The following is a 22,622-nucleotide window of genomic DNA, read 5'->3' as shown; positions in this document are numbered from 1 at the left end:
TCGCCTTTAAAAAGCGGTCGCGCCTCCAGCACCGGTACCAGCCGTTTACGGCCGGGCGTTTACGAGTTGTAAACCATATCCCTCAATAAAGTTCGGAAAGGGCCGCCAGATCTCGTCGCAAAGGGTTTCAATGTGTTGAGCAATTCGAACGAGGTTACGGTCGCGCGAAATCATCTGCACGGGGCGCTGAAGCTTCAGGCCGACGGAAATTTCGCAGAGGCCGAGGCGCGTTATCGACTGGTGATCGAGCTCGGCTATCGCGTGGTCGACGTCCTGCCCATTCTTGCCGGGATCATCGCTCAACGCGGCGCGCTGGACGAAGCCATTGCGCAATGGAACGCCTTGCTGGCGATCGTTGCCGATCATCCGATTGCGCTGCACGAGAAAAGCCTGCTCCTCGAACGCCTGGGCCGGTCGGACGAAGCGGTGGCCTGTCTCGAGAGAGCCTGTCGCTCAGACCCTGAAAACGCGATTGCGGCGAACAACTACGCTGTGATGCTCGCCCGCGAAGGCCGGTCGCTGGAAGCGCTCGGCGAATGGCGGCGCGCATTGGCTCTGCAGCCGGACAACGTGGAACTCCGTCACCAGATGCGCAGGATGTGCGCGGAGCAGGTGCCTTTCTGGCACATCCCGATGATGAACGACCGGCGGCGCAACGACGCTTTCGAGGCGGCAATCAAGGCGGCGATCGCCAGCGTCGGTCCGGACGCCACGGTCCTCGATATCGGCACCGGCAGCGGCCTGCTGTCGATGATGGCGGCGCGGGCCGGCGCCGGGTCGGTCGTGGCTTGCGAAGCCGTTCCGATCATCGCCGACATGGCGCGGCGGATCGTTGCCCAGAATGGCTACGCCGACCAGATCCGGATCTTCGGCAAACTGTCCACGGGTCTTGCGGTCGGTGCAGAACTCGATGCTCCGGCCGACATCCTGGTATCGGAAATCCTGTCGAGCGACCTGCTGACCGAGAACGTCCTCGACACCTTCGAGGATGCCCATGCACGCCTGCTCAAGGACGATGCCGTGGTCATCCCGCGTGCGGCGAGCGCAATCGGCTGCCTGGTCGAGAGCAACGTGCTCAACGATTATGTCTTCGTCGACCAGGTGTCGGGCTTCGATCTGTCGAGCTTCGGCGATTTCGCTGCGATGAAACTGCCGATCCACGGCACGATGACCGACTGGCGGCGCCTGTCCGCCGATATCGAACTGGTCCGCGTCGACCTGACCCGGAAGCGCCACGAGAGCGACCTGCAGCACATCAGCGTTCCCGTCCTCGAAGACGGCGTCGCGACCGGCATCGTCCAGTGGATGCACATCGACCTCGCCGAGGGCATTGCCTTCGATAATCACCCCGACGGCTATTCCGACGGCGGCTGGCTGCAGATACTCCACCATTTCCCCAAGCCGATCCAGGTCCGCGCGGGCGAGGTGCTCGATCTTGCGGTGGGCCACGATCGCGTCACGCTGATCGTGCAGCCGGTCGATATGGCTTCCGCTGCTGCCGTGGCGGAAGCGGCCTGATCGGCATCGTCAGGCGCGGGGCGGGGCTCCTGAGCGGCGCCCAGTCTGTCCTCGCACAATGAATTGCAACTTCGAATTTGCATTTTAGATTGCTGCTCGGAAGTCGGCCACCGGCCCATGGAGAGCAGCGATGGACAAGGCATCTTCGGCCAAGCGCTATGACCTGCCGCTTCCGTTCGGGTGGTTTGCGGTCGCCCGGTCAGAAGAACTCGGCCCCGGCGCGGTCAAGCCGCTCGAACTGATCGATACCGAATTCGTGCTCTGGCGCGGCGAGGACGGCGCGGCGCGCGTGCTCGATGCCTATTGCCCGCATCTCGGCGCACACCTCGGTTATGACAGCAAGGTGGTGGGCAACGACCTGCAGTGCCCGTTTCATCATTGGCAATATGCCGGCGACGGGCGCGTCACCGCGATCCCCTATTCGCCCAAGATACCGCCGAAGCTGGCCCGCGCCTGCGACCGCGCCTGGCCGGTCTACGAAGACATGGGCATGGTCTTCGTTTGGTGGCACCCGCACAAGGCCGTGCCGCTGTGGGAGCTCTCGCCGGTCACCGAGATCGGCGACGAGGGCTGGGTCGCCGACGAGTACCGCGACTGGGTGGTCGACATCCCCGTGCAGGAGTTGACCGAGAACGGCGCCGACATCGCCCACTTCGCCGCGCTGCACGGCACCAGGAGCCCTCCGGTGCCCGAGCTCAAGATCGACGGTTATACGCGCTACAGCTCGGTCTCGACCAGAATGCCCACGCCGCGCGGCGACATCGACGGCAAGATCACCGTGCGTGCGCCGGGGCCCGGGGTTTCCTTCACCCGCTTCCACGGTATCACCGAAATGCTGCTGATGCAGATGCACACGCCGATCGACCGCGGGCACACGCTGCTGCGGCACCAGTACTTCGTTCCGGCCGTGCTGGAGGAGCGCAAGGTCAACGTCACCCGGGCGCTGATCCGTGAGACCTGGCGCCAGCTCGAACAGGACATCCGCATCTGGAAGCACAAGAAGTACCTGTCGAACCCCATTCTTGTGAAAGGCGACGGCCCGATCCTGGCCTACCGCGAGTTCTTCCAGAGATATTACGCTTGAGGGGCGGGGCATGAAATTCACCGCGGAACTACCGCTGGGCGTCGTCGATCCGGCGGGCGAATTCCAGTCCATGCCGGCGATCGCCGAGATGGCGGGTGCGCTGGAAAAAGCGCGGATCGACGCCTGCTTCATCACCGATCACCCCGCGCCCGACGCGCAATGGCTGAGCGGCGGCTTCGGGCATGATGCGCTCGATCCCTTCGCCGGGCTCGCTTTCGTCGCGGCGGCGAGCAGGCGGCTGATGCTCCACACCAACATCGTCGTGCTCGGCTATCGCAGCCCGCTGGTCACGGCCAAGGGCGCGGCCACGGTCCAGGTGCTCTCGGGCGGGCGGCTGATCCTGGGCGTCGGCGTGGGTTACCAGAAGGCCGAGTTCGATGCGCTCGGTGTCGATTTTCGTCAGCGCGGCGTGCTTGCGGACGAGGCGTTGCGGACGATCCGCCGGGTCTGGGCGGGCGAGATCGTCGAACCGGGCAACGAAGCGCGGCCCGTTCCCGATCCCGCGCCGCCGATCTGGGTGGGCGGATCGAGCGGCAAGGCGCTCGACCGCGCCGCGCGGTGGGGCGACGGCTGGTGCCCGTTCTACGCGACGCCCGGCATGAGCAAGATCAACGCCGAGAGCGGCGTGCAGTCCGATGCACATCTGGCCGAACTGATAGACCGGCTCCGCGACAAGCGCGCCGGGCTGGGCAAGGCGGATACATTCGATATCGTCCTGGGACCGCGGATGCGGATCAAGGCGCCGAACGCCGAGACTGCCGAGCGCTTCCTCGCCGCGCTCGATGGCCTGCGCGCGGCGGGCGTTACCTGGGCGACAGTCAACATCGCTCATCCGAGCCGGGGCGCCTATGTCGAACTGGTCGAGTGGTTCGGCGAGGAAGTGGTCGCCAAGGTGCAGAACCAATGATGGATCAATTGCCATTGGCGCACTGGTCGCCCGATGCCTCCACCGACCTGCTCGTCGGTACCGTCGGCGACACTCTGCGGCGGACCACGACGCTGTTTCCGAACCGCCGGGCACTCGCCTGGCCCGAAGGCGACGGCATCGGCTCGATGACCTATGCCGAACTGCTGGCCCAGGCCGAGCAGGTTGCCGCCTGGCTGCTCGCCCACGCGCCGCCGCAATCGCGCATCGCGGTCTGGTCGCGCAATTCGGTCGAGTGGATCCTCATCGAATATGGCTGCGCCCTGGCGGGCATGGCGATCGCCTCATGGAACCCGGCCTGGACCGATTTCGAATGCCGCCACGCGCGCGACCTGACCGATCCCGCGCTGCTGCTCGCCGGCTTCGACACGCGCGGCGAGCCGCTGATAGGGCGGGGGACGGCGATCATGGGAGACGATCGGGTCTTTCCGCTCGAGGACCTGCGCAGCCTGATCGCCACGGCGCGCGCGGTGCCGTGCCCCCGGTAAAGGCGTCCGACCTGTTCCTCATCCAGTTCACCTCGGGCACCACCGGCAAGGCCAAGGGCGCGGCGATGTCGCACCGCGTCGCGCTGAACGGCGCCTGGCTGCGCGCGGTCGCCGCCGACGCCGACGAGACCGACGTCTGGATCAACCCGGTGCCGCTCAACCACATGGGCGGCGCGATCAGCCTGGTGCTCGGCTGCATGACCGTGGGCGCCTGCTACGTGGTGATGAACCGCTTCGATCCGGCGCAATTCGTCCGGCTGATGCATTTGTGCGGCGCGACCCGGATCGGCGGCGTGCCGACGATGATCTACGCGCTACTCGATCAGCCGGGCTGGGCCGCGGCGGCGCGAGACCTGCGCTCGGTCGGCTCGGGCGGGGCGCAAGTGCCGCGGCCGCTGATCGAGCGGCTGCTCGAGGACGGCGTCACCGTCATCGTCGCTTTCGCCCAGTCGGAATGCCCGATGATCAGCTCGACGCTGCCGGGCGAGGCTCCCGTGCTGGCGGCCGAGAGGGTCGGCCGGCCGATCGCCCACACCCAAGTCAAGATCTGCGATCGGGACGGCCGGACCTTGCAGGTCGGGGAAGTCGGCGAGATCTGCGTGCGCGGCCCGGTGGTGATGGACGGCTATTTCCGTATGCCCGAGGCGACCGCGGCGACGATCGATGCCGACGGTTTCCTGCATACCGGCGATCTCGCCTCGCTCGACGCCGAAGGCTACATCCGGGTTCATGGGCGGTCACGTGACGTCATCATCCGCGGCGGCGAGAACATCTATCCGGCCGAAGTCGAGGATTGCCTGCTGGCCCACCCGGATGTCCAAGCAGTGGCCGTGGTGGCGGTGCCGGACACGCGCTGGGGGCAGATCGTCGGCGCCGCGGTCCAGCTCCGCGAAGGCCTGTCCGCAATCGAGCCCGACGAGCTGGAGGCCCACGCCGCAGAGCGGATAGCCCATTTCAAGGTCCCGCGCCGCTGGCGCTTCGTCGAGAGTTTCCCGCTCACGCCTTCGGGCAAGATCCGCAAGGTGGAGGTGGAAGCGTTGTTCGTCTGAATCAGTTCGGTCTAGCCACGCCGCTAAACCAGGGTATGGTTAGGCGGGTTGCTGATTTGGCTAAGAGAAACGATGAGCATAACCGCGCCTTGGGGCGAATACGATGCGACGGAACCCCTGCCGAGAGGTTACGTCCAACTCGGCAGCGAGGCGCATCTCACGCTGATGTGCCGGACGCTGCTCGACACTCATGACCCTTATCGCCCGGCGCTTCTTGATTGGCCAAAGCTCGATCCGGACACGGAAGGCAAGATCAAGTCGCTGCCGATCTGGGATGTGGCGGTGGCCGTCGAGGAACGCGCGGGATTGAATGTGCGTACCTACGCCAAGTTGATCGGTCATCCGTTGCTCCGGTCCGCGGTAGAGATGGATGCCTTCGAGGAATCCCGTCACAAGATCGTGCTTGCAAATCTGGTCGAGGCCTATGGTATCGCGATCCCGCCTGCGGAGGACTTGAAGCCGCCCCGCGATGCCGAGTGGGCCTTCATGGTCACCGGCTACTCGGAATGCATCGACAGTTTCTTCGGTTTCGGCTTGTTCAAGCTGGCGGCCGATCCGGGCTTCTTTCCGCAGGAGCTGGTCGACACGTTCGATCCGGTCATGCGCGAGGAAGGGCGCCATATCCTGTTCTTCGTCAACTGGGTCGCCTGGTGGCGGCGCAACATGCCCTGGTGGCGGCGGCCCTATTTCGAGCTCAAGGTGCTCGCGGTCTGGCTGTTTCTCATCGCCGAACGCATGAGCTTCGCTAAAGGCATGGGCGCCAACCCGAAAGGCGAGGACACCAATTTCACCCTCAACGGTTCGAAGGAACTGGGAGTCGAGGTAACCTTCACCGAACTGGCGAAGATATGCCTGGCGGAAAATGATCGGAGGTTGGGCGTTTATGACGATCGACTGGTGCGTCCGCGCTTCGTCCCGAAGATGATTCGGCTCGCGTTGCGGCTTGTGGGATGGCGGAACCGCCCTTAAGTACCTGTATTCGGGCGACTGCTTCCTCACTTCACTTGACCGATAGCAGCGGTCGGGAGTTTAAGAGGTCACAATGACTGCCGAACCGGCCACCCCGTTGCTCGATACGATCGATAGTCCGGACGACCTGCGCAAGCTTCCGCCGGAGCGGCTGCGCCAGCTGGCCGACGAGCTTCGCAGCGAGACGATTGCTGCCGTCGGGCAGACCGGCGGGCACCTGGGCTCGGGTCTCGGCGTGGTCGAGCTGACCGTGGCGATCCATTATGTGTTCGATACGCCGGCCGACCGTCTCGTCTGGGACGTCGGTCACCAGGCCTATCCGCACAAGATCATCACGGGCCGCCGCGACCGCATCCGTACGCTGCGCCAGGGCGGCGGGCTCTCGGGCTTCACCAAGCGCAGCGAGAGCGAGTACGACCCGTTCGGCGCGGCGCACAGTTCTACCTCGATCTCGGCCGCGCTGGGCTTTGCCGTGGCCAACAAGCTGGCGGGCACGCCGGGCCGCGGCATCGCGGTGATCGGCGACGGCTCGATGAGCGCGGGCATGGCCTACGAGGCGATGAACAACGCCAAGCAGGCGGGGGGCCGCCTCGTCGTGATCCTCAACGACAATGACATGTCGATCGCGCCGCCGGTCGGCGGGCTCTCGGCCTATCTCGCCAGGCTGGTCTCCTCGCGCCAGTTCCTCGGCATCCGCGATCTCGCGCGGCGCGTCTCGCGCCGGCTGCCCGAGCCGCTGCACCGCGCCGCCAAGAAGACCGACGAGTTCGCCCGCGGCATGGCGATGGGCGGCACCTTCTTCGAGGAGCTGGGCTTCTACTACGTCGGCCCGATCGACGGTCACAACCTCGACCAGCTGATCCCGGTGCTCGAGAACGTGCGCGACGCCGCCGAGGGTCCGTGCCTGATCCATGTGGTCACGCAGAAGGGCAAGGGCTACGCCCCGGCCGAGCAGAGCGCCGACAAGTACCACGGCGTGCAGAAGTTCAACGTCGTCACCGGCGAGCAGGCCAAGGGCGCCGCCGGTCCGCCGAGCTATACCAACGTCTTCGCGAAAGCGCTGATCGCCGAGGCGACGCGCGACAGCACGGTCTGCGCGATCACCGCGGCGATGCCCTCGGGCACCGGGCTCGACAAGTTCGGCGAGGCCTTCCCCGACCGCAGCTTCGACGTCGGCATCGCCGAGCAGCACGCGGTGACTTTCGCCGCGGGCCTCGCCGCCCAGGGCATGCGCCCGTTCTGCGCGATCTATTCGACCTTCCTGCAGCGCGCCTACGATCAGGTGGTCCACGACGTCGCGATCCAGAACCTGCCGGTGCGCTTCGCCATCGACCGGGCGGGCCTCGTCGGTGCCGACGGCGCCACTCATGCGGGCTCGTTCGACGTCACTTACCTCGCGACCCTGCCCAACATGGTCGTCATGGCCGCGGCCGACGAGGCCGAGCTGGTCCACATGACGCATACCGCGGCCATGCATGACGCGGGCCCGATCGCCTTCCGCTATCCGCGCGGCAACGGCGTCGGCGTGCCGCTGCCCGAGGTTCCCGAGCGGCTCGAGATCGGCAAGGGGCGGATCGTGCGCGGCAATGACAAGGGGGGCAACAAGATCGCGCTGCTCTCGCTGGGCACGCGGCTGGCCGAAGCGCTCAAGGCGGCCGACCAGCTCGACGCCAAGGGGCTGTCGACCACGGTCGCCGACCTGCGCTTCGCCAAGCCGCTCGACGAGGACCTGATCCGCAAGCTGATCACGACGCACGAGGTCGTCGTCACGGTCGAGGAAGGCGCGGTCGGCGGGCTCGGCGCCCATGTCCTGACCATGGCCAGCGACGAGGGCCTGACCGACCCCGACAGCGCCCATGGCGGCCTCAAGATCCGCACGATGCGCCTGCCCGACCTCTTCCAGGACCACGACGCGCCCGACAAGCAGTACGACGCCGCCGGCCTCAACGCCCCGCAGATCGTCGATACCGTGCTGAAAGCCCTGCGCCACAACAGCGCCGGGGTCAGCGAGGCGCGGGCTTGAGTATCCTGCTGGGGGCGATTGCCCTGGCAGAGGCGGCGGGTACGCTGACGATCGAGGTCGGCAACGTGCGCAACAACCGCGGGCAGGTGGTGGTCGACATCTGTCCGCAGGACAGGTTCCTCAAGGATAATTGCCCTTTTCATGGGCAGGCGCCGGCGCGGGCCGGTGTCACTACGGTCACGGTGGCGAATGTGCCGGCGGGTTCCTTCGCGGTGCAGGCCTTCCATGACGAGAACGGCAACGGTGAAACCGATCGCGGGCTGTTCGGCATTCCCAAGGAAGGCGTCGGCTTCTCGCGCAATGCCCGGATCCGGATGAGTCCGCCGAAATGGGCCGAAGCCGTGTTTCAGCATCAGGCGCGCGCCGAAGTGATCCGCTTCGACATGCGCTATTTTATGGGACCGAGCGGACCCACGCCGCGCCGTTAGTGCGGCTTCGCAGCCAGTTCGCCGAGGTGGGCGATCAGCGCCTTGGCGCCGCCTGAGGCGAGCACCCGGGCGAAATCGGCGCGGCGGGTCGCCAACTGGCTGATCGAATTGCGATAATAGACATCGATGATCTTCCACTGGCCGCCCGACTGGCGCAGGCGGTAGCCCAGCGATTCCGGACTTCCGTTCGGCACGACCAGCGTCGTACGCACCAGCTTGTCGCCGCCGCGCGTCTCGACCTGAGGCGCCATTGTGAAGCGCTCGCCCGAGAAGCCGTCGAAATTCTTGGCGTACTGCGCGACCGTCAACGAGCGGAAGGCGGTGACGAGGGCCGACTGATCGGCGGGGGCAATGTTATTCCAGCTCGGCCCGACCGCGAGGCGGGTCATCTGGGGAATATCGAAAGTCCGGTCGATCACCGGTCCGATCTGGCGTGCACGGCCTTGCTGCCCGGCCGAGGCGCCGGCATGCATTATCGACAAAAGCCCGTTATGCAGGGTCTGCACCGTGCCGCCGGCGGGATCGGAGGTTTGCGCCAGCGCCGCCGGAGCCGTGATTGCCGCGACGGTGCCGAGGGCCAGGCCAAGCCAATTCATCCTGCTCATGCGTTACCTCTGATGATGGGAAGCTGTCCCTAAGGTGAACCAAATTTAACTCCGCTGAACGGTGCAACAGATTGGTTTGCCCTTGAAAAGCGTCTGGCTTAGCCTCTGGTCAAGTCTCAGGTGTCGCGCCTATATATAGTCGCCTGGGAATGACGGGACCACTAATCGGGCGGGACTGCGGATATCTCTATGATCGAAGACGGCAAACCCAAACTCAAGGTCCTACTGGCAGCGCCTCGGGGCTTCTGCGCTGGCGTGCATCGCGCCATAGAAATCGTCGAACGCCTTCTCGAACGCGACGGCTCGCCCGTCTATGTGCGCCACGAGATCGTCCACAATCCGCACGTCGTCAGCAAGTTGCGGGAGCAGGGCGCTGTCTTCGTCGAGGAACTGGCGGAAATCCCGGACGGGGCGAACACCGTATTCAGCGCGCATGGCGTGGCCCGTTCGATCGAGGCCGAGGCAGAAAGTCGCAGGCTACCGGTGTTCGACGCGACCTGCCCGCTGGTCACCAAGGTCCATCTCCACGGCCGGCGTTTCGTCGCGGCGGGCCGCACGATCGTGCTGATCGGTCATGCCGGCCATGCTGAAGTGCTGGGTACGATCGGCCAGATCGATGCACCAGTGCATCTCGTCTCCACGCCGAAGGACGTCGAGGAACTGGCGCTCGATCCCGCCATGAAGATTGCTTATCTGACGCAGACGACACTTAGCGTCGACGACACCCGCGAAGTCATCGACGCACTGCATCGGCGTTTCAGCGATGTCGTCGGGCCCGACGTTTCCGACATCTGCTATGCCACGCAGAACCGGCAAAACGCGGTGCGCGATCTATCCGTTGAAAGTGACCTCATCCTCGTCGTCGGAGCGCGCAATAGCTCCAATTCGAACCGGTTGCGCGAATTGGCCGAAGAATATGGCGTGCCTGCACATCTCTTGAACGATGCGAGCGAACTGGACACGGCCTGGCTCGACGGCGTCGCCACGGTCGGGATCACCGCAGGTGCTTCGGCGCCGGAGGAGCTGGTCACCGGCCTGATCGAAAGGATCGCGGAAATCCGCGATATCGCAGTTTCGCAAATGGCGGGAATCGAGGAAAACGTATCCTTCGGTCTGCCGCGATCGCTGCGCACGCCCGCTCTCAAGCAGGCGGCGAGCCGGTAAGGACCCCCATTCATGACACTTCCCATCCAGCCGGTGCTGCGCATCGCCGCCCATGCCATCAAGAACCAGATCAAGGGCGGCCGTTATCCGCTCGTGCTGATGCTCGAGCCGTTGCTACGCTGCAATCTGGCCTGCAAGGGCTGCGGCAAGATCGACTATCCCGATGCGATCCTCAATCGGCGCCTGTCTTTCGACGAGTGCATGGCGGCGATCGAGGAATGCGGCGCGCCGGCCGTGTCGATTGCTGGCGGCGAGCCGCTGCTGCACCGTGACATGCCCCGGATCGTCGAGGGCTATATCGCGCGCAAGAAGTTCGTCATCCTCTGCACCAACGCCCTGCTGCTGAAAAAGAAGATCGGCGACTACAAGCCATCGCCCTTCTTCACCTGGTCTATCCATCTCGATGGCGACCAGCAGATGCATGACAAGTCGGTCTGCCAGGACGGGGTCTACGACACCGCGCTCGAAGCGATCGACCTGGCGCTGGAAAAGGGCTTCCGCGTCCAGATCAACTGCACCGTGTTCAACGATGCCGATCCGGCGCGGCTTGCCGATTTCCTCGACGTCATGGCGGCGCGAGGCGTCGAGACGACGATCTCGCCTGGCTATGCCTATGAACGCGCGCCCGACCAGGAGCATTTCCTCAACCGCGAGCGGACCAAGACGATGTTCCGCGACCTGTTCCGCGAAGGGAAGCAGCGCAAGAAGGCCGGCAGCAAGTCCTGGATGTTCACCAATTCGCCGCTGTTCCTCGATTTTCTCGCCGGCAACCGCAGCTACGAATGCACGCCCTGGTCGATGCCGCTGCGCACGGTCTTCGGCTGGCAGAAGCCCTGTTATCTGGTCGGCGAGGGCTATGTTCCTACTTTCGCCGAACTGATGGAAGGCACCGACTGGGAAGACTACGGCGTCGGCAAGTACGAGAAGTGTGCCAACTGCATGGTCCATTGCGGCTTCGAGGGCACCGCGGCGCGCGATTCGATGAAGCGGCCGCTGGAGTTCCTCAAGGTAGGCATGCGCGGGGTTCGCACAGAAGGTCCGATGGCACCCGACATCGACCTGTCGAACCAGCGGCCGGCTGTCGATGTCCATGCCGGGCAGGTCGAGACGGCGATGGAGCGGATCAAGGTCGAGGATCCCGAAGGCTTCCGCCGGGCGACGCGCGCGGCCTGATCAGCGCAGATCGAAAGCCAGGCGCGGGCCGGCTGCCCGCGCGCCGGCCCTGAGTGCAGCGTAGGCGCGCGCGAAGCCCCTGACGCTGCCAAGCAGAGCCGGTAGTTGCCCCGGCTGAGCCAGGATGGAGCCGAGCACCGCACCCAGCGCCAGCCCTCCGTCCGGCCGCATGGCCACGGCGATTGCCGGCGGCAGGCGTGCACCCGCCTCGTCCGAAATGCAGCGCAGCACGGCGAAAGGCAGGCCGGCGCTGGCTGCCGCTTGCGCCGCGACGTGGCTCTCCATATCAGCGGACAGCGCGTCGTAGCCGGCGCCGAGCGCTTGCTTCTCGGCGGGATCGGCGATCAAGCGGCCGTCGCAGTAGGCCGCGCCGATGCGCGCGCCCGGCAGGGCCTGGGCCAGCGCCCGGACCCAGCGCGGATCGCAGGTCTGATCGAAGACCCCCGTCAGCCGGTCGCCGATGACCCACTGGCCGAGCTTCAGCGTCGAATCGAGCGCGCCGGCCATGCCGAAGCTTATGATGCCCGTCGCGCCAGGCGCTGCCCGCGCCAGCTCCGCAGCGAGCCGCGCCGGCGTACCGCCGCCGGCGAGCACTTGAATGCCTTCGCTGCACAGGACTGCGCCCTCGCGCTCAAGCCCCGTGACGACGATAACGGGCTTCACATCCCCCAATCGACGCGGTCCGTGTTGGCCTGCCTGAGGTTGCGGTAGCGCGCCAGCGCCCAGACCGGGAAGTAGCAGGGATAGCCGTGGTAGCGCAGGTAGAAGACGCGCGGGAAACCGCCACCGGTGTAGAGTTCCTGCCCCCACAGCCCGTCCGCAGCCTGGTTCGCGACCAGCCAGCGGATGCCGCGCTCGACACTGGCCGAATCGCCCTCTCCCACTGCCATCAGTCCCAGCACCGCCCAGGCGGTCTGCGAGGCCGTGGATGGGGCAGGCTCATGCCCCTTGCGGTCCAACGCATAGCTGTCGCAGGTTTCGCCCCAGCCGCCGTCGGCATTCTGGATCGTTTTCAGCCAGTTCACCGCCTTGACGATCATCGGGTGCTGCCGGTCGATCCCGGCGCGCGCCAGGGCGCAGAGCACCGACCAGGTGCCGTAGATGTAGTTGACGCCCCAACGGCCGAACCAGCTGCCTTCGGGTTCCTGCTCGCGTTCGAGATAGGCGAGAGCCGCTTTCATCCGCTGCGTGCCGAGCGGTTCGCCCTTCTGCGCGAGAAGCGAGACGCAGCGCGCGCTGACGTCGGCGGTCGGCGGATCGAGCAGGGCGCCGTGATCGGCGAAGGGCAGGTTGTTGAGGTATTCCTTGTCGTTGTCCGCGTCGAAGGCGCCCCAACCGCCGCCCCGGCTCTGCAGGCCCTCGACCCATTCGAGCGCGCGGGCTACCGCTTCGTCGTCCGCTCCGCCGCGCCGGTCAGACGCGCGGTCCATCGCCATCGCCACTACGGCGGTGTCGTCGAGATCGGGGTAATGGGCATTGTTGTACTGGAACGCCCAGCCGCCGGGCCGAACGTCGGGGCGCTGGTCGGCCCAGTCGCCGACGACTTCGAGTTCCTGGCGCGGGCGCAGCCAATCGAGCGCGCGATCGGCCCGTGCGACCGCTTCGGGGCTGCCGACTTCGAGCATGGCGTGAGCTGCGAGCGCCGTATCCCAGATCGGCGAGACGCAGGGCTGGCAATAGATCTCGTCGTCCTTGACCACGAGCAGGTTCTCTACCGACTGGCGCGCGATCGCGCGCGTCGGGTGCTCGGGCGGATAGCCGAGCACGTCGTACATCATCACGCTGTTGGCCATCGCCGGATAGATCGCGCCGAGCCCGTCCTCGCCGTTGAGCCGTTCGGTCACCCATTCCTCGCAGAGGCGAATCGCCTTGCGGCGCAGCGGCGGCGGCCAGAGCCGGTCGCCGTTCTTGAGCACCAGATCGAGGCCCTCGAAGAACAGCTTCCAGCCGCGATGGACGTGCGCGGCCTGGCTGGTGAGCCGGGCGGGCTTGCCCGAATAGAGCTCGTCCACCCTGATGCCACGCGGATTGCGTGCCTTGGGCTTGAGCGCGCAGAGCACCAGCAGCGGCACCACGACCGTGCGCGCCCAGTACGATATCTTGGACAGGTGAACGGGGAACCAGCGCGGCGCGACGATCAGTTCGGGCGGGATCGTCGGCACCGCCTGCCAGGGGCCCGCGCCGAACAGCGCGAGCTGGATGCGGGTGAAGACGTTGCCGGCCTCGGCCCCGCCGGCGCGCAGGATCGCCGCGCGGGCACGCGCCATATGCGGTGCCTCGGGCGAATCGCCGATCATCTTCAGCGCGTAATAGGCCTTGATCGTCGCGCTGATGTCGAAACCGCCGTCGTGGTAGAGCGGCCAACCGTCGTGCTCTGTCGACTGCCGGCGGCGCAGATAGGTGGCGATCTTGGCTTCGAGTTCCAGGTCGTCGGGCTCGCCGAGATAATGGCGCAGCAGGATGTATTCGGCGGGAATCGTGGCGTCGGCTTCCAGCTCGAACAGCCAATGGCCGTCGTCGCGCTGGCGGGAGAACAGGGCCGCGGCCGAGCGGTCGATGGCGGCATCGAGGCTTGCGCGAATCTCGACGGGCTGGACGTCGTCTGGGAGTTCGGAGCGCATGGTGGCGGCTAATAGAGCAAGGGTCGGCCCAAGGCCAAGCGCGCAGCAGTGTGGCCAGAGCGCAGGGCACCCTCGATCGTTGCGGGAAGTCCCGTCTGGACCCAGTCACCGGCCAGGAAAAGGTTGCGCCAGCGCGTTCGCGCGCCGGGCCGCAACCTGTCTTGCGCCGGCGTGGCCGCGAATGTCGCGCGCTTTTCCTTGACGATCTGCCAGGCCGGCAGGGGGGCAGTGACGCCGAGCGCATGCTGCACATCGCGCCACAGGATTTTCGCCAATTCCTCCCGGTCCTGCTGGACGAGCGCATCGGCGGCGCTGATCGTCACCGAGACCCTGTCCTGATGAGCGAAGACCCATTCGGCGGTGCCGCCGATCAGGCCCAGCATTTGGGGCATGTCCGGCGTCGCGGCAAAGGCGAAGTGGGCGTTGACGATGGCGCGATGTTCCACGGGCGCGTCGAGACCCGGCACCAGTTCAAGCGCTACCCAAGAGGGTACGGCGAGGATAACGGCCTCATCTGCCGCCACTTCCTCGCGGCCGTCGGCCCAGACCAGAGCGGAAACCGCATCGCCCGAGAACTCCAGTGCCCTCAGCCTGCGCCCCGCGGCCAGCCGGGTGCCGCGTGCTTCGAGCCAGGCCAGCGCCGGATCGATGAAAGCAGCCGCCAATGTCGGCTCGGCAATGCGCGGCCGCGTGGCAAGCCCGCCGCGTCCCAGTGTCTCGCGCAGCACACGGGCGGCCAGCGCGGCCGATGCTTCGGCCGGCGGCGTGTTGAGCGCGGCAAGCAGCACGGGCGCAAGCAGCCGGTCCCACAACGCTCCGCTCGGTTCGACCACCTCGCCGATCGGTTCGTCGCGTCCGCGCAGCAGGCGGGCGAGCGGAATGTAGTCGGCCAGGCGCGTGCCCGGCACGCGGTGCTGCCGGGAAAGTACCCACCACGGCAGGCTGCCGTCGTTGATCCGGACGGTCCAGCGCGCGCCGCTAGCAAGGTCGGCGAAGGCGAAATCGGCGTGATCGGGGCCGGCCAAGGGCGTGCTCGCGCCGATCTGATCGCGATAGGCGGTCACGGCGGCATTGCCCGAGAGCACGAGGTGATTGCCGTTGTCGATCGTCAGGCCCAGCGCCGGATCGTGGTAGGATCGGCAGCGGCCACCCGCCTGCGCCGCGCTGTCGCTCAGCGAAACGGCTACGCCGGCCTCTGCGAGGACGACAGCAGCCGAAAGCCCGGCGAGACCCGCGCCGGCGACGATTGCATGGGCGAGGTTCAAGGCAGCAAGCTGAAGCGCAGGATCGAGAACAGCAGTGCGAGCTTGGAGACGCGCACCCGCTTGCGCGGCGCTCGCCAGCCCTGGCGCGTCATCCGGTCGAGCAGCCGAGAATAGGCCACTTCCATGAGCCGCGGCGCGATGAGGTGGCCCCTGGGCCGCTCGGCGAGGATGGCGCCGGCTTCGGAGAAATGAACTTCGGCTCTGGCGGCAAGCCAGCGTGCCGCGGCGTCGAGCTCCGGCTCGGCCACCAAGGCAGCGGGCGTCGTCGGAACGATACCTGCGGCTGCGAGCGCCTGACCGGGAAGATAGACCCGGCCGATGCCGGCGTCCTCATCGATATCACGCAGGATGTTGGTGAATTGCAGGGCCCTGCCCAAATGATGGGCCAGCGCGAGGCCAGGCTCGCGATCCATGCCGAACACCCGCACCGACAAGCGCCCGACGGCGGAGGCGACACGATCGCAATAGAGATCGAGCTCGGCGAAGTCCGGCCAGCGGATGTCGCGGTCGAGATCCATTTGCATACCGTCGATCACCGCCAGGAAATCGGCGCGGTCGAGATGAAAATGGCGCACCGCTTCGGCCAGGAACGCGGCCTGGCCGGGATCGTCGCCCGCGTAGAGCCCGTCGATGTCGCGCCGCCACTGGTCGAGCTGCGTTTGGCGAATCGCCACCGGTTCCCCGGTCTCGTCGTCGGCGATGTCGTCGACCAACCGGCAGAAGCCGTAGATCGCGAACATCGCCTCGCGTTCGGCCTTTGGCAGGATGCGCATGCCGGCATAGAAAGAGCTGCCCGAGACCCGTGCCCGAAGCTCGCTCGCCGTGATTGTCGCGCTCACGCTCGGTCCCCAGCAAACCAATGGCGCAGCAATGCCTGGATTGCGACGCTTCCCATGCGAAGCTTAGAGTGGTGGACGGGCTCGCTCAAGGGATCACGGCGCGTAAGCAAGCGTGCCAGGTCTTCGGCCTGGGCCTGGATCACCGCCACCTCCGCCGAGAGCCGGCGATCGCCTACCGCGGAGGCGAAAGGGGCGCTCTGGGCAAGCAATCCCTGTGTCCGGCCCGCGAGCTGCGCGATCACCTGGCGCAGGGCCGGGGAGGCGCGGCTCTCGCCAAGTGCCTCGACGCCGATGCCGGCCTCCGCCAGCGCATCGAGCGGCACATAGACCCGGTCGATGTCTCGATAGTCCTCGCCGCAGTCTTGCAGGTGGTTGATCACCTGCAGCGCCGCGCAGAGCGCATCGGACAGCGGCCAAGTGCTGCGATCCTCGCCATGGACATCGAGAACGAAGCGGCCGACAGGCACGGCCGACAGCCGGCAATAGGCGATAAGCGCGTCCCAGTCGGCATAGCGCCGCTGCATCACGTCCTGGGTGAAAGCATCGAGCAGCTCATGCGCATGGACGAGATCGAGCTGCCGTTCGTGCGCGACCTTGGCGAGCGCCATGGCCTCGGGCGCGCCATTGCCGGCCAGCCCGGCGCGCATCTCGCCGAGCAGGCGCAGCTTCTCCGTTTCGAGAGCCTCGGCGTGGTCGGCGATGTCGTCGGCCGCGCGCGCGAAGCGGTAGAATGCCATGATCGGGGCTCGGTGCTCGGGCTTGAGCAGGAACGAGGCGACCGGAAAGTTCTCGTCGCGGTGGCCTTTGCCGGAAGACAGATCGCTCATCGACTCGACCCAGCCCGAATCGGCGCCTGGGCGCGTCCCTTCCACATGCCGCCTTTCCCCTGACGATGTTGCCAGGCCGAAAGCAACGTGCACCAGGCATAGAACCCCGCCACGAGCGGCAGCGCCAGGCCCCACAGGGGTGATCGACCATAGAAACGCAGCACAGGCTGGTAGGAGAGAATCATCAACAGGGTCGCGGCGATCGCCAGGCCCCGCGCAGTCCCATGGACGGCGAGGGCCAGCACCGGCGCGAGCGCATAGACCAGGGCCAGCCCCAAGATGGTTACTGCCAGCAGCAGCCGCGAATAGCGCAGCTGCGCATAGGCCGAGCGAGCGATCATCGCCGCGATCTCGCCAGCGCTGCGATAGGGCCGGATGGAGCGCGAGCGGTTGGTGAGGCCCAGCCAGATCGGTCCCTGCTGCTTGATCAGCGCGCCCAGCGTGCAATCGTCGATCAGCGCCCCGCGCATCGCCGCCACGCCGCCGGCCGCTTCCAGCGCATCGCGCCTAACCAGCACGCAGCCCCCCGCGGCACCCGCCATTGGCCCCCGCCGGTTGATCCAGTTGAACGGGTAGACCATCTTGAAGAAGTAGATGAAGGCCGGCACGAGCGCTCGTTCGGGCCCAGTCTCGCAATGCAGCCGGGCCATGAACGAGACCAGCCGCTTGCCGTCGGCCTCGGCGATGGCGGCAAGGCGGCGCAGAGTATCAGGCGCATGCTCGATGTCGGCATCGGTCAGCCAGAGGTAGCGCGGGCGGCCGGCGGCGGCGATGCCCTGCGACAGCGCCCAGAGCTTGCCGGTCCAGCCCGCTGCCAGCGCGGCGCCGTCGAGCACCGCGATCCGGTTCGAGGCCAGCCCGCGGGCGATCCGTCCCGTCGCGTCGGTGCTGTTGTCGTCGACGAGGACGATGCGGAAGGGGCCCGGATAGTCCTGCGCTGCGAGGCTGGCGAGCGAGCGGGCAATGACGTCCGCTTCGTTGCGCGCCGGAACAACGGCGACCACCTCGGGCCATTCGGCGGGATCGGCGCAGGCCATGCGATCGTCACGATCACCGCAAAGCCAGAAGCCCGAAGCGAGCAGGAGCAGCCAGATGACCAGCGTGGCGGCGGCGAGGCTGATGGCGATCACCGGATCATCCCCCCGGCTGCGGAACCAGTCGAGCGCCTCGGCCAGAGCTTCGCCATAGGGACGGGCCTTGTAGCCGAGCTCGCGTTCGGCCTTGGCTGAGGAATAGAACATGTGGTGCTTGGCCATGCGGAGCGAATCGAGCGTCAGGAACGGTTCGCGGCCGCTGGCGTCCGCCCAGCGCTCGGCCAGCCAGGCGAGCGGAAAGAGCGGCGCGCGCGGCAGTTGCAGGGTCGGTGGTTTTCGCCCGCAGAGGTTGGCTATCGCGGCCAGCATTTCCGCCAGCGCCGCGTCCTGCCCGCCGAGGATGTAGCGCTCGCCGATTCGACCTTTCTCGGCTGCAAGCACATGGCCAAAAGCAACATCGTCGACATGGACCAGGTTCAGTCCGCTGTCGACGAAGGCCGGCATACGGCCGCTCGCAGCCTCGACGACGATTCGCCCGGTCGGCGTCGGCCTGACGTCGCGCGGTCCGATCGGGGTCGAGGGATTGACGATCACAGCGGGTAGGCCATCACGGGCGATCATCTCCTCGACCAGCCTTTCCGCCGCGACCTTGCTGCGCTTGTAGACGCCGGTCGCCTGATCGGGTCGCGCTGCCCGCGTCTCATCGGCGGGGCCGTTCGGATCGGGAAGCAGGGTCGCCACGCTGCTGGTGTAGACGATGCGCGCTACCCCGGCGTCGTGGGCGGCAGTCATGACATTGCCGGTCATGGACAGATTGTTGCGCACGATCTCCTCGGGATCGCGGGCCCACAGCCGGTAGTCCGCCGCAACATGGAACAGTTCGCGCACACCGCCGAATATCGCCGGCAGGGCTTGTGCGTCGCGCAGGTCAGCCTCGACGATCTCCCCGGGAAAGTCGGCAAGATTCGCGGCAGGGCTGGATCGGCGGGCGACACCGCGGATGCGGCGACCGCTCGCAGCGAGCGCGCGCGGACAGCGGAGCCGACAAAGCCCGCCACCCCGGTCACCAAAGTGATGTCCTGCTCCACGCAGGGGCCATCTAGCTGCTACCTGCGGCCTCGTCACGCAAATCCCGGCATGACGGCGCCCCGATTGCCGCCTAAGATCATCTTCGATGGTTTCGAGCGCATTCTTTTGGGCCGGCTTGTTTCTTGCCGCGCTTGCCGCAGCGGGATGCCTGTTCCAGATCGCCGCTATCATCGCGTTATCACGGTTCTTCGCCGCTCAGCCGGCGCTGGCCGGCGACATGGTCGGTGTCACTCTGCTGAAGCCGCTCTACGGAGCCGAACCGCGGCTCGATGCGAACCTCGATAGCTTTCTCGAGCAGGATTACCTCGGCTCCATTCAGATGGTCTGCGGTGTGGCGGACAGGTCGGATGCCGCGATGGCGGTGGCCTATCGACTTCAGGGCGATCATCCCGGGCGGGATATCACCGTCGTTGCCGGGTCGGACCGGACCTTCGCAAACCGAAAGATCGCCAACCTGGCCAACATGCTGGCGGCCGCGCGTCACGAGGTGCTCGTGCTCAGCGACAGCGACATGGCAGCCTCGCCAGAATACCTTCGCGCGGTGACCGCTGCTTTGGCGGAGCCCGGGGTCGGTGCCGTCACTTGTGCCTATCGCGGGCGCGGCGATACCGGCCTGTGGTCGCTGCTGTCGGCGGGGGGGATCAGCTATGTCGCGCTGCCGGGTGTCGTCCTGGGTTATGTGGCGGGCATGGCCCGGCCTTGCATGGGTTCGACAATTGCCTTCACGCGCGAGACCCTGCGCGCGATCGGCGGTTTCGAGCGCTTCGCCGACGTGCTCGCCGACGACTATGCGATGGGCGAAGCCGTGGCAGAGATCGGTCAGCGCGTCGTAATCGCGCCGGTGCTTCTGACCCATGGCTGTACCGAAACGAGCTTCGGCGCGCTGTGGCGGCAGAAGCTGCGCTGGTCGGCAACGATTCGCGGTGTCGCGCCGTGGCGCCATCTCGGCTCGATCGTCACATATCCGTTGCCGCTGGCGCTGCTCGCCGCGGCGATTTCGCCAACCCTCGGTCTGCCGCTTGTCCTGGCCAGCGTGGCGATTCGCTTTGCGCTCGCCGCCGTAGTCGATCGCCATGCCGACCGCGCTTCCGCGCCCTATCTGCTCTTGCCTCTGATCGAATGCGTTGAATTCCTGGCTTTCGCCGGTAGTTTCGTCGCACGGAAGATTGATTGGCGTGGCAGCCCCCTTACTATCCGCCGCGACGGGCGAATTGCCGTCTGAAAGAGACAATGATGAAGCGTACGCTTTTCCTGCAAGCCCCATCCTTCGACGGCTACGACGGCGGCGCGGGGGCCCGCTACCAGATGAAGCGCGAGGTGCGCAGTTTCTGGTATCCCACATGGCTCGCCCAGCCGGCGGCCATGGTCGAAGGCTCGAAGCTGATCGACGCGCCCGCGCACGACCAGTCATGGGAGGAAATCGCCCACGAATTCGACGAGCGCGACCTCGTCATCCTCCATACCTCGACCCCCAGCTTCGGTCAGGACATCCGCACGGCGGCGCTGATCAAGAAGCGCAACCCGAACATCATGATCGGCTTCGTCGGCGCCAAGGTCGCCGTAGAGCCCGACAAGAGCCTCGCCGCGACGCCGCATGTCGATTTCGTCGCGCGTGAGGAATACGACTACACGATCCTCGAGATCGCGCAGGGCAGACCGCTGCGTGAGGTGGACGGGATCACCTGGCGCGACGCCGACGGCAGCTTCGTGCGCAACCGCGACCGGGCGGTGATCGAGGACATGGACGCGCTGCCGATGGTCGCGCCCGTCTACAAGCGCGACCTCAAGATCGAGAAGTATTTCGGCGGCTACCTGCGCCATCCCTACGTCAGCTTCTACACGGGCCGCGGCTGCAAGAGCCGCTGCACCTTCTGCCTCTGGCCGCAGACGATCGCCGGCCACACCTATCGCTTCCGCTCGGTGCCCAAGGTGATCGAGGAAGTGCAGTACATCCTCAAGGAGATCCCCCAGACCAAGGAGATCTTCTTCGACGATGATACGCTGACCGACAATCACGACCGGGTCGAGGAACTGGCTATCGCGCTTGGCCAGCTCGGTTTCGGCAAGCCTGGCTTCCCGGTCTCCTGGAGCTGCAATGCCAAGGCCAACGTGCCCCGCAAGACGCTGGAAGTGCTCAAGGCCAATGGCCTGCGTCTGCTGCTGGTCGGCTATGAGAGCGGCAACCAGAAGATCCTGCACAATATCAAGAAGGGCCTGCGCACCGACGTCGCGCGGCAGTTCACCAAGGACTGCCACGAGCTCGGCATCGTCATCCATGGCACCTTCATCCTCGGCCTTCCCGGCGAGACGCTGGAGACGATCGAGGAGACGATCAACTATGCCAAGGAAATCAACCCGCACACCATCCAGGTGAGCCTCGCCGCGCCCTATCCCGGCACTTTCCTGTTCAAGCAGGCGACCGAGAACGGCTGGTTCGACGGCACCGATCATCTGCTCGACGACGGCGGCAACCAGATCGCCCAGCTCAGCTATCCGCATCTGCCGGCACCGGTGATCTTCGACAAGGTCGAGGAGTTCTACAAGCGCTTCTACTTCCGCCCCCGCAAGATCGGCGCGATCGTCAGCGAGATGGTACGAGACTGGGACATGATGAAGCGCCGGCTGCGCGAAGGCGTGGAATTCTTCGATTTCCTGCGCCGCCGAAAGGAAGCGGCCTGACGCGGGCTTGGACCGGACTGGATAGCCGATGCGCGGCCTCATCGTGACCGTCGACGACTTCGGCGCGGCCGTGGCGGTCAACGAGGCGGTCGAGCGCGGCTGCAGCGAAGGCATCGTCACGGCTGCCAGCCTGATGGTCGGCGGCGAGGCCTGCACCGATGCGGTGGAGCGCGCGCGGCGGCTGCCGGGGCTGGGCGTCGGTCTGCATATCGTGCTCGCGGACGGCAGGCCGGTGCTGCCGCCTGAACGCATTCCCGCGCTGGTCGGCTCCGACGGACGCTTCCGTGACTCCATGCTGCGGACCGCTCTCGCCATCGCTTGCTCGCCTGCCGCGCGTGCGCAGATGCAGGCCGAGGTCGAGGCCCAGTTCGCCGCCTTTGCCGAGACGGGACTGCGCCTGGACCACGTCAATGCGCACAAGCATTTCCACCTTCACCCTATGATTGCCTCGGCCATCATGGCCATCGGGCCGCGTTACGGGATGCGCGCGGTGCGGGTGCCGCACGAGCGCGCCACGCTCTGGGCACTGCGCTGGTGGGCGCGGCTGCTGGCGGGGCGGCTGCGCCGGGCGGGGCTGCTGGTCAACGACGAGGTGCGCGGCCTGCGCTGGAGCGGCGCTTTCGATGCGGCCCGGATGGAGCAGGCGCTGGTCTCGCTGCCCGATGGCCTGACCGAGCTCTATTGCCACGCGGCGAGCGCCGATTCCTATCCAGGCAGCGCTGCCGGCTATCGGTACCGTGACGAGCTTGCCGCGCTGCTCGATCCGGCGGTTCGCGCCGCCTTGGCGTCGAGCGTAGCAAGACACGGCTGCTTCGGCGACTTTCCCTTTCGCGCGAGCTAGC

The 22,622-nt window shown here is 66.5% G+C and carries 19 protein-coding genes and 2 pseudogenes; 13 read left to right on the top strand and 8 right to left on the bottom strand.

The genetic code is table 11. The features are described from left to right. Positions 1–132: 132 nt before the first annotated feature. From KRR38_RS13515 to KRR38_RS13480, 8 genes are all read left to right on the top strand, one after another. Entirely contained in the window at positions 133–1,518 is a 1,386-nt protein-coding gene (locus KRR38_RS13515; RefSeq protein WP_217402280.1) for a tetratricopeptide repeat protein, read from the top strand. A gap of 130 nt (positions 1,519–1,648) precedes the next feature. Then, entirely contained in the window at positions 1,649–2,602 is a 954-nt protein-coding gene (locus KRR38_RS13510; protein WP_217402278.1) for a Rieske 2Fe-2S domain-containing protein, read from the top strand. A gap of 10 nt (positions 2,603–2,612) precedes the next feature. Next, positions 2,613–3,509: a TIGR03619 family F420-dependent LLM class oxidoreductase gene (locus KRR38_RS13505; RefSeq protein ID WP_217402276.1), complete on the top strand. Its 897-nt coding sequence runs from the start codon at positions 2,613–2,615 to the stop codon at positions 3,507–3,509. Next, positions 3,506–4,015, top strand: a complete 510-nt coding sequence (locus KRR38_RS13500; RefSeq protein ID WP_217402274.1) for an AMP-binding protein — start codon at positions 3,506–3,508, stop codon at positions 4,013–4,015. The genes KRR38_RS13505 and KRR38_RS13500 overlap by 4 nt, the downstream gene beginning before the upstream one ends. Then, on the top strand, positions 4,003–5,064 hold the full coding sequence (locus KRR38_RS13495) for a class I adenylate-forming enzyme family protein (RefSeq protein ID WP_217402272.1): 1,062 nt from the start codon (positions 4,003–4,005) through the stop codon (positions 5,062–5,064). Before KRR38_RS13500 ends, KRR38_RS13495 begins: the two co-directional genes overlap by 13 nt. 72 nt (positions 5,065–5,136) lie before the next feature. Further along, on the top strand, positions 5,137–6,033 hold the full coding sequence (locus KRR38_RS13490; RefSeq protein ID WP_217402262.1) for a ferritin-like domain-containing protein: 897 nt from the start codon (positions 5,137–5,139) through the stop codon (positions 6,031–6,033). A gap of 73 nt (positions 6,034–6,106) precedes the next feature. After that, entirely contained in the window at positions 6,107–8,056 is a 1,950-nt protein-coding gene (dxs, locus tag KRR38_RS13485; protein WP_217402261.1) for a 1-deoxy-D-xylulose-5-phosphate synthase, read from the top strand. Continuing rightward, the gene (locus tag KRR38_RS13480; protein WP_217402259.1) at positions 8,053–8,484 is read left to right on the top strand and encodes a DUF2141 domain-containing protein; all 432 of its coding nucleotides are present in this window, start codon (positions 8,053–8,055) and stop codon (positions 8,482–8,484) included. Before dxs ends, KRR38_RS13480 begins: the two co-directional genes overlap by 4 nt. Here KRR38_RS13480 and KRR38_RS13475 read toward each other — a convergent pair. Beyond that, entirely contained in the window at positions 8,481–9,089 is a 609-nt protein-coding gene (locus KRR38_RS13475) for an ABC transporter substrate-binding protein (protein ID WP_254514787.1), read from the bottom strand. The two genes, KRR38_RS13480 and KRR38_RS13475, sit on opposite strands and share 4 nt — an antisense overlap. A gap of 189 nt (positions 9,090–9,278) precedes the next feature. Between KRR38_RS13475 and ispH the strand changes: the two genes are divergently transcribed. Further along, a complete protein-coding gene (ispH, locus tag KRR38_RS13470; protein WP_217402257.1) occupies positions 9,279–10,253 on the top strand; it encodes a 4-hydroxy-3-methylbut-2-enyl diphosphate reductase in 975 nt (324 codons plus the stop codon). A 12-nt stretch (positions 10,254–10,265) separates the two neighbouring features. Next, on the top strand, positions 10,266–11,426 hold the full coding sequence (gene hpnH / locus KRR38_RS13465; RefSeq protein ID WP_217402255.1) for an adenosyl-hopene transferase HpnH: 1,161 nt from the start codon (positions 10,266–10,268) through the stop codon (positions 11,424–11,426). On the opposite strand, the gene KRR38_RS13460 is transcribed toward hpnH, so the two are convergent. The 7 genes and pseudogenes from KRR38_RS13460 to hpnA form a co-directional block, all read right to left on the bottom strand. Further along, positions 11,427–12,089: a phosphorylase gene (locus KRR38_RS13460; RefSeq protein ID WP_217402253.1), complete on the bottom strand. Its 663-nt coding sequence runs from the start codon at positions 12,087–12,089 to the stop codon at positions 11,427–11,429. It lies immediately after the preceding gene. Continuing rightward, positions 12,086–14,047: a squalene--hopene cyclase gene (gene shc / locus KRR38_RS13455; RefSeq protein WP_217402252.1), complete on the bottom strand. Its 1,962-nt coding sequence runs from the start codon at positions 14,045–14,047 to the stop codon at positions 12,086–12,088. Before shc ends, KRR38_RS13460 begins: the two co-directional genes overlap by 4 nt. A gap of 8 nt (positions 14,048–14,055) precedes the next feature. After that, positions 14,056–15,312: a hydroxysqualene dehydroxylase HpnE gene (gene hpnE / locus KRR38_RS13450; RefSeq protein ID WP_217402250.1), complete on the bottom strand. Its 1,257-nt coding sequence runs from the start codon at positions 15,310–15,312 to the stop codon at positions 14,056–14,058. Further along, positions 15,309–16,151, bottom strand: coding sequence for a presqualene diphosphate synthase HpnD (hpnD, locus tag KRR38_RS13445; protein WP_217402247.1), 843 nt, complete (start codon positions 16,149–16,151; stop codon positions 15,309–15,311). Before hpnD ends, hpnE begins: the two co-directional genes overlap by 4 nt. Beyond that, the gene (gene hpnC, locus KRR38_RS13440; RefSeq protein WP_217402245.1) at positions 16,148–16,978 is read right to left on the bottom strand and encodes a squalene synthase HpnC; all 831 of its coding nucleotides are present in this window, start codon (positions 16,976–16,978) and stop codon (positions 16,148–16,150) included. Before hpnC ends, hpnD begins: the two co-directional genes overlap by 4 nt. Then, positions 16,975–18,084, bottom strand: a pseudogene (locus tag KRR38_RS36095) (glycosyltransferase); the annotation flags it as partial. The gene hpnC and the pseudogene KRR38_RS36095, both read right to left, overlap by 4 nt. 33 nt (positions 18,085–18,117) lie before the next feature. Continuing rightward, positions 18,118–19,079: pseudogene (hpnA, locus tag KRR38_RS36090) on the bottom strand (hopanoid-associated sugar epimerase); the annotation flags it as partial. A 107-nt stretch (positions 19,080–19,186) separates the two neighbouring features. Between hpnA and hpnI the strand changes: the two are divergent. Genes hpnI through hpnK form a run of 3 tightly spaced genes read left to right on the top strand, consistent with a single transcriptional unit; the run spans position 19,187 to position 22,621 of the window. Then, entirely contained in the window at positions 19,187–20,323 is a 1,137-nt protein-coding gene (gene hpnI / locus KRR38_RS13430) for a bacteriohopanetetrol glucosamine biosynthesis glycosyltransferase HpnI (RefSeq protein WP_217402243.1), read from the top strand. Between the two features lie 11 nt (positions 20,324–20,334). After that, on the top strand, positions 20,335–21,780 hold the full coding sequence (hpnJ, locus tag KRR38_RS13425; protein ID WP_217402241.1) for a hopanoid biosynthesis associated radical SAM protein HpnJ: 1,446 nt from the start codon (positions 20,335–20,337) through the stop codon (positions 21,778–21,780). A gap of 28 nt (positions 21,781–21,808) precedes the next feature. Continuing rightward, positions 21,809–22,621, top strand: a complete 813-nt coding sequence (hpnK, locus tag KRR38_RS13420) for a hopanoid biosynthesis-associated protein HpnK (RefSeq protein WP_217402239.1) — start codon at positions 21,809–21,811, stop codon at positions 22,619–22,621. The last annotated feature ends 1 nt before the right edge of the window (position 22,622 follow it).

The sequence above is a fragment of the Novosphingobium sp. G106 genome (assembly GCF_019075875.1).
Lineage (GTDB): Bacteria > Pseudomonadota > Alphaproteobacteria > Sphingomonadales > Sphingomonadaceae > Novosphingobium.
The sequence above is the reverse complement of the archived record's forward strand: the minus strand, read 5'-3'. Positions and strand labels throughout refer to the sequence as shown.

Coding starts and splice junctions, on each gene's coding strand:
- KRR38_RS13510 (WP_217402278.1), top strand. CDS start 1,649: ATGGACAAGGCATCTTCGGCCAAGCGCTATGACCTGCCGCTTCCGTTC.
- KRR38_RS13505 (WP_217402276.1), top strand. CDS start 2,613: ATGAAATTCACCGCGGAACTACCGCTGGGCGTCGTCGATCCGGCGGGC.
- KRR38_RS13500 (WP_217402274.1), top strand. CDS start 3,506: ATGATGGATCAATTGCCATTGGCGCACTGGTCGCCCGATGCCTCCACC.
- KRR38_RS13490 (WP_217402262.1), top strand. CDS start 5,137: ATGAGCATAACCGCGCCTTGGGGCGAATACGATGCGACGGAACCCCTG.
- dxs (WP_217402261.1), top strand. CDS start 6,107: ATGACTGCCGAACCGGCCACCCCGTTGCTCGATACGATCGATAGTCCG.
- KRR38_RS13475 (WP_254514787.1), bottom strand. CDS start 9,089: ATGAGCAGGATGAATTGGCTTGGCCTGGCCCTCGGCACCGTCGCGGCA.
- ispH (WP_217402257.1), top strand. CDS start 9,279: ATGATCGAAGACGGCAAACCCAAACTCAAGGTCCTACTGGCAGCGCCT.
- hpnH (WP_217402255.1), top strand. CDS start 10,266: ATGACACTTCCCATCCAGCCGGTGCTGCGCATCGCCGCCCATGCCATC.
- shc (WP_217402252.1), bottom strand. CDS start 14,047: ATGCGCTCCGAACTCCCAGACGACGTCCAGCCCGTCGAGATTCGCGCA.
- hpnC (WP_217402245.1), bottom strand. CDS start 16,978: ATGAGCGATCTGTCTTCCGGCAAAGGCCACCGCGACGAGAACTTTCCG.
- hpnI (WP_217402243.1), top strand. CDS start 19,187: ATGGTTTCGAGCGCATTCTTTTGGGCCGGCTTGTTTCTTGCCGCGCTT.
- hpnJ (WP_217402241.1), top strand. CDS start 20,335: ATGAAGCGTACGCTTTTCCTGCAAGCCCCATCCTTCGACGGCTACGAC.
- hpnK (WP_217402239.1), top strand. CDS start 21,809: ATGCGCGGCCTCATCGTGACCGTCGACGACTTCGGCGCGGCCGTGGCG.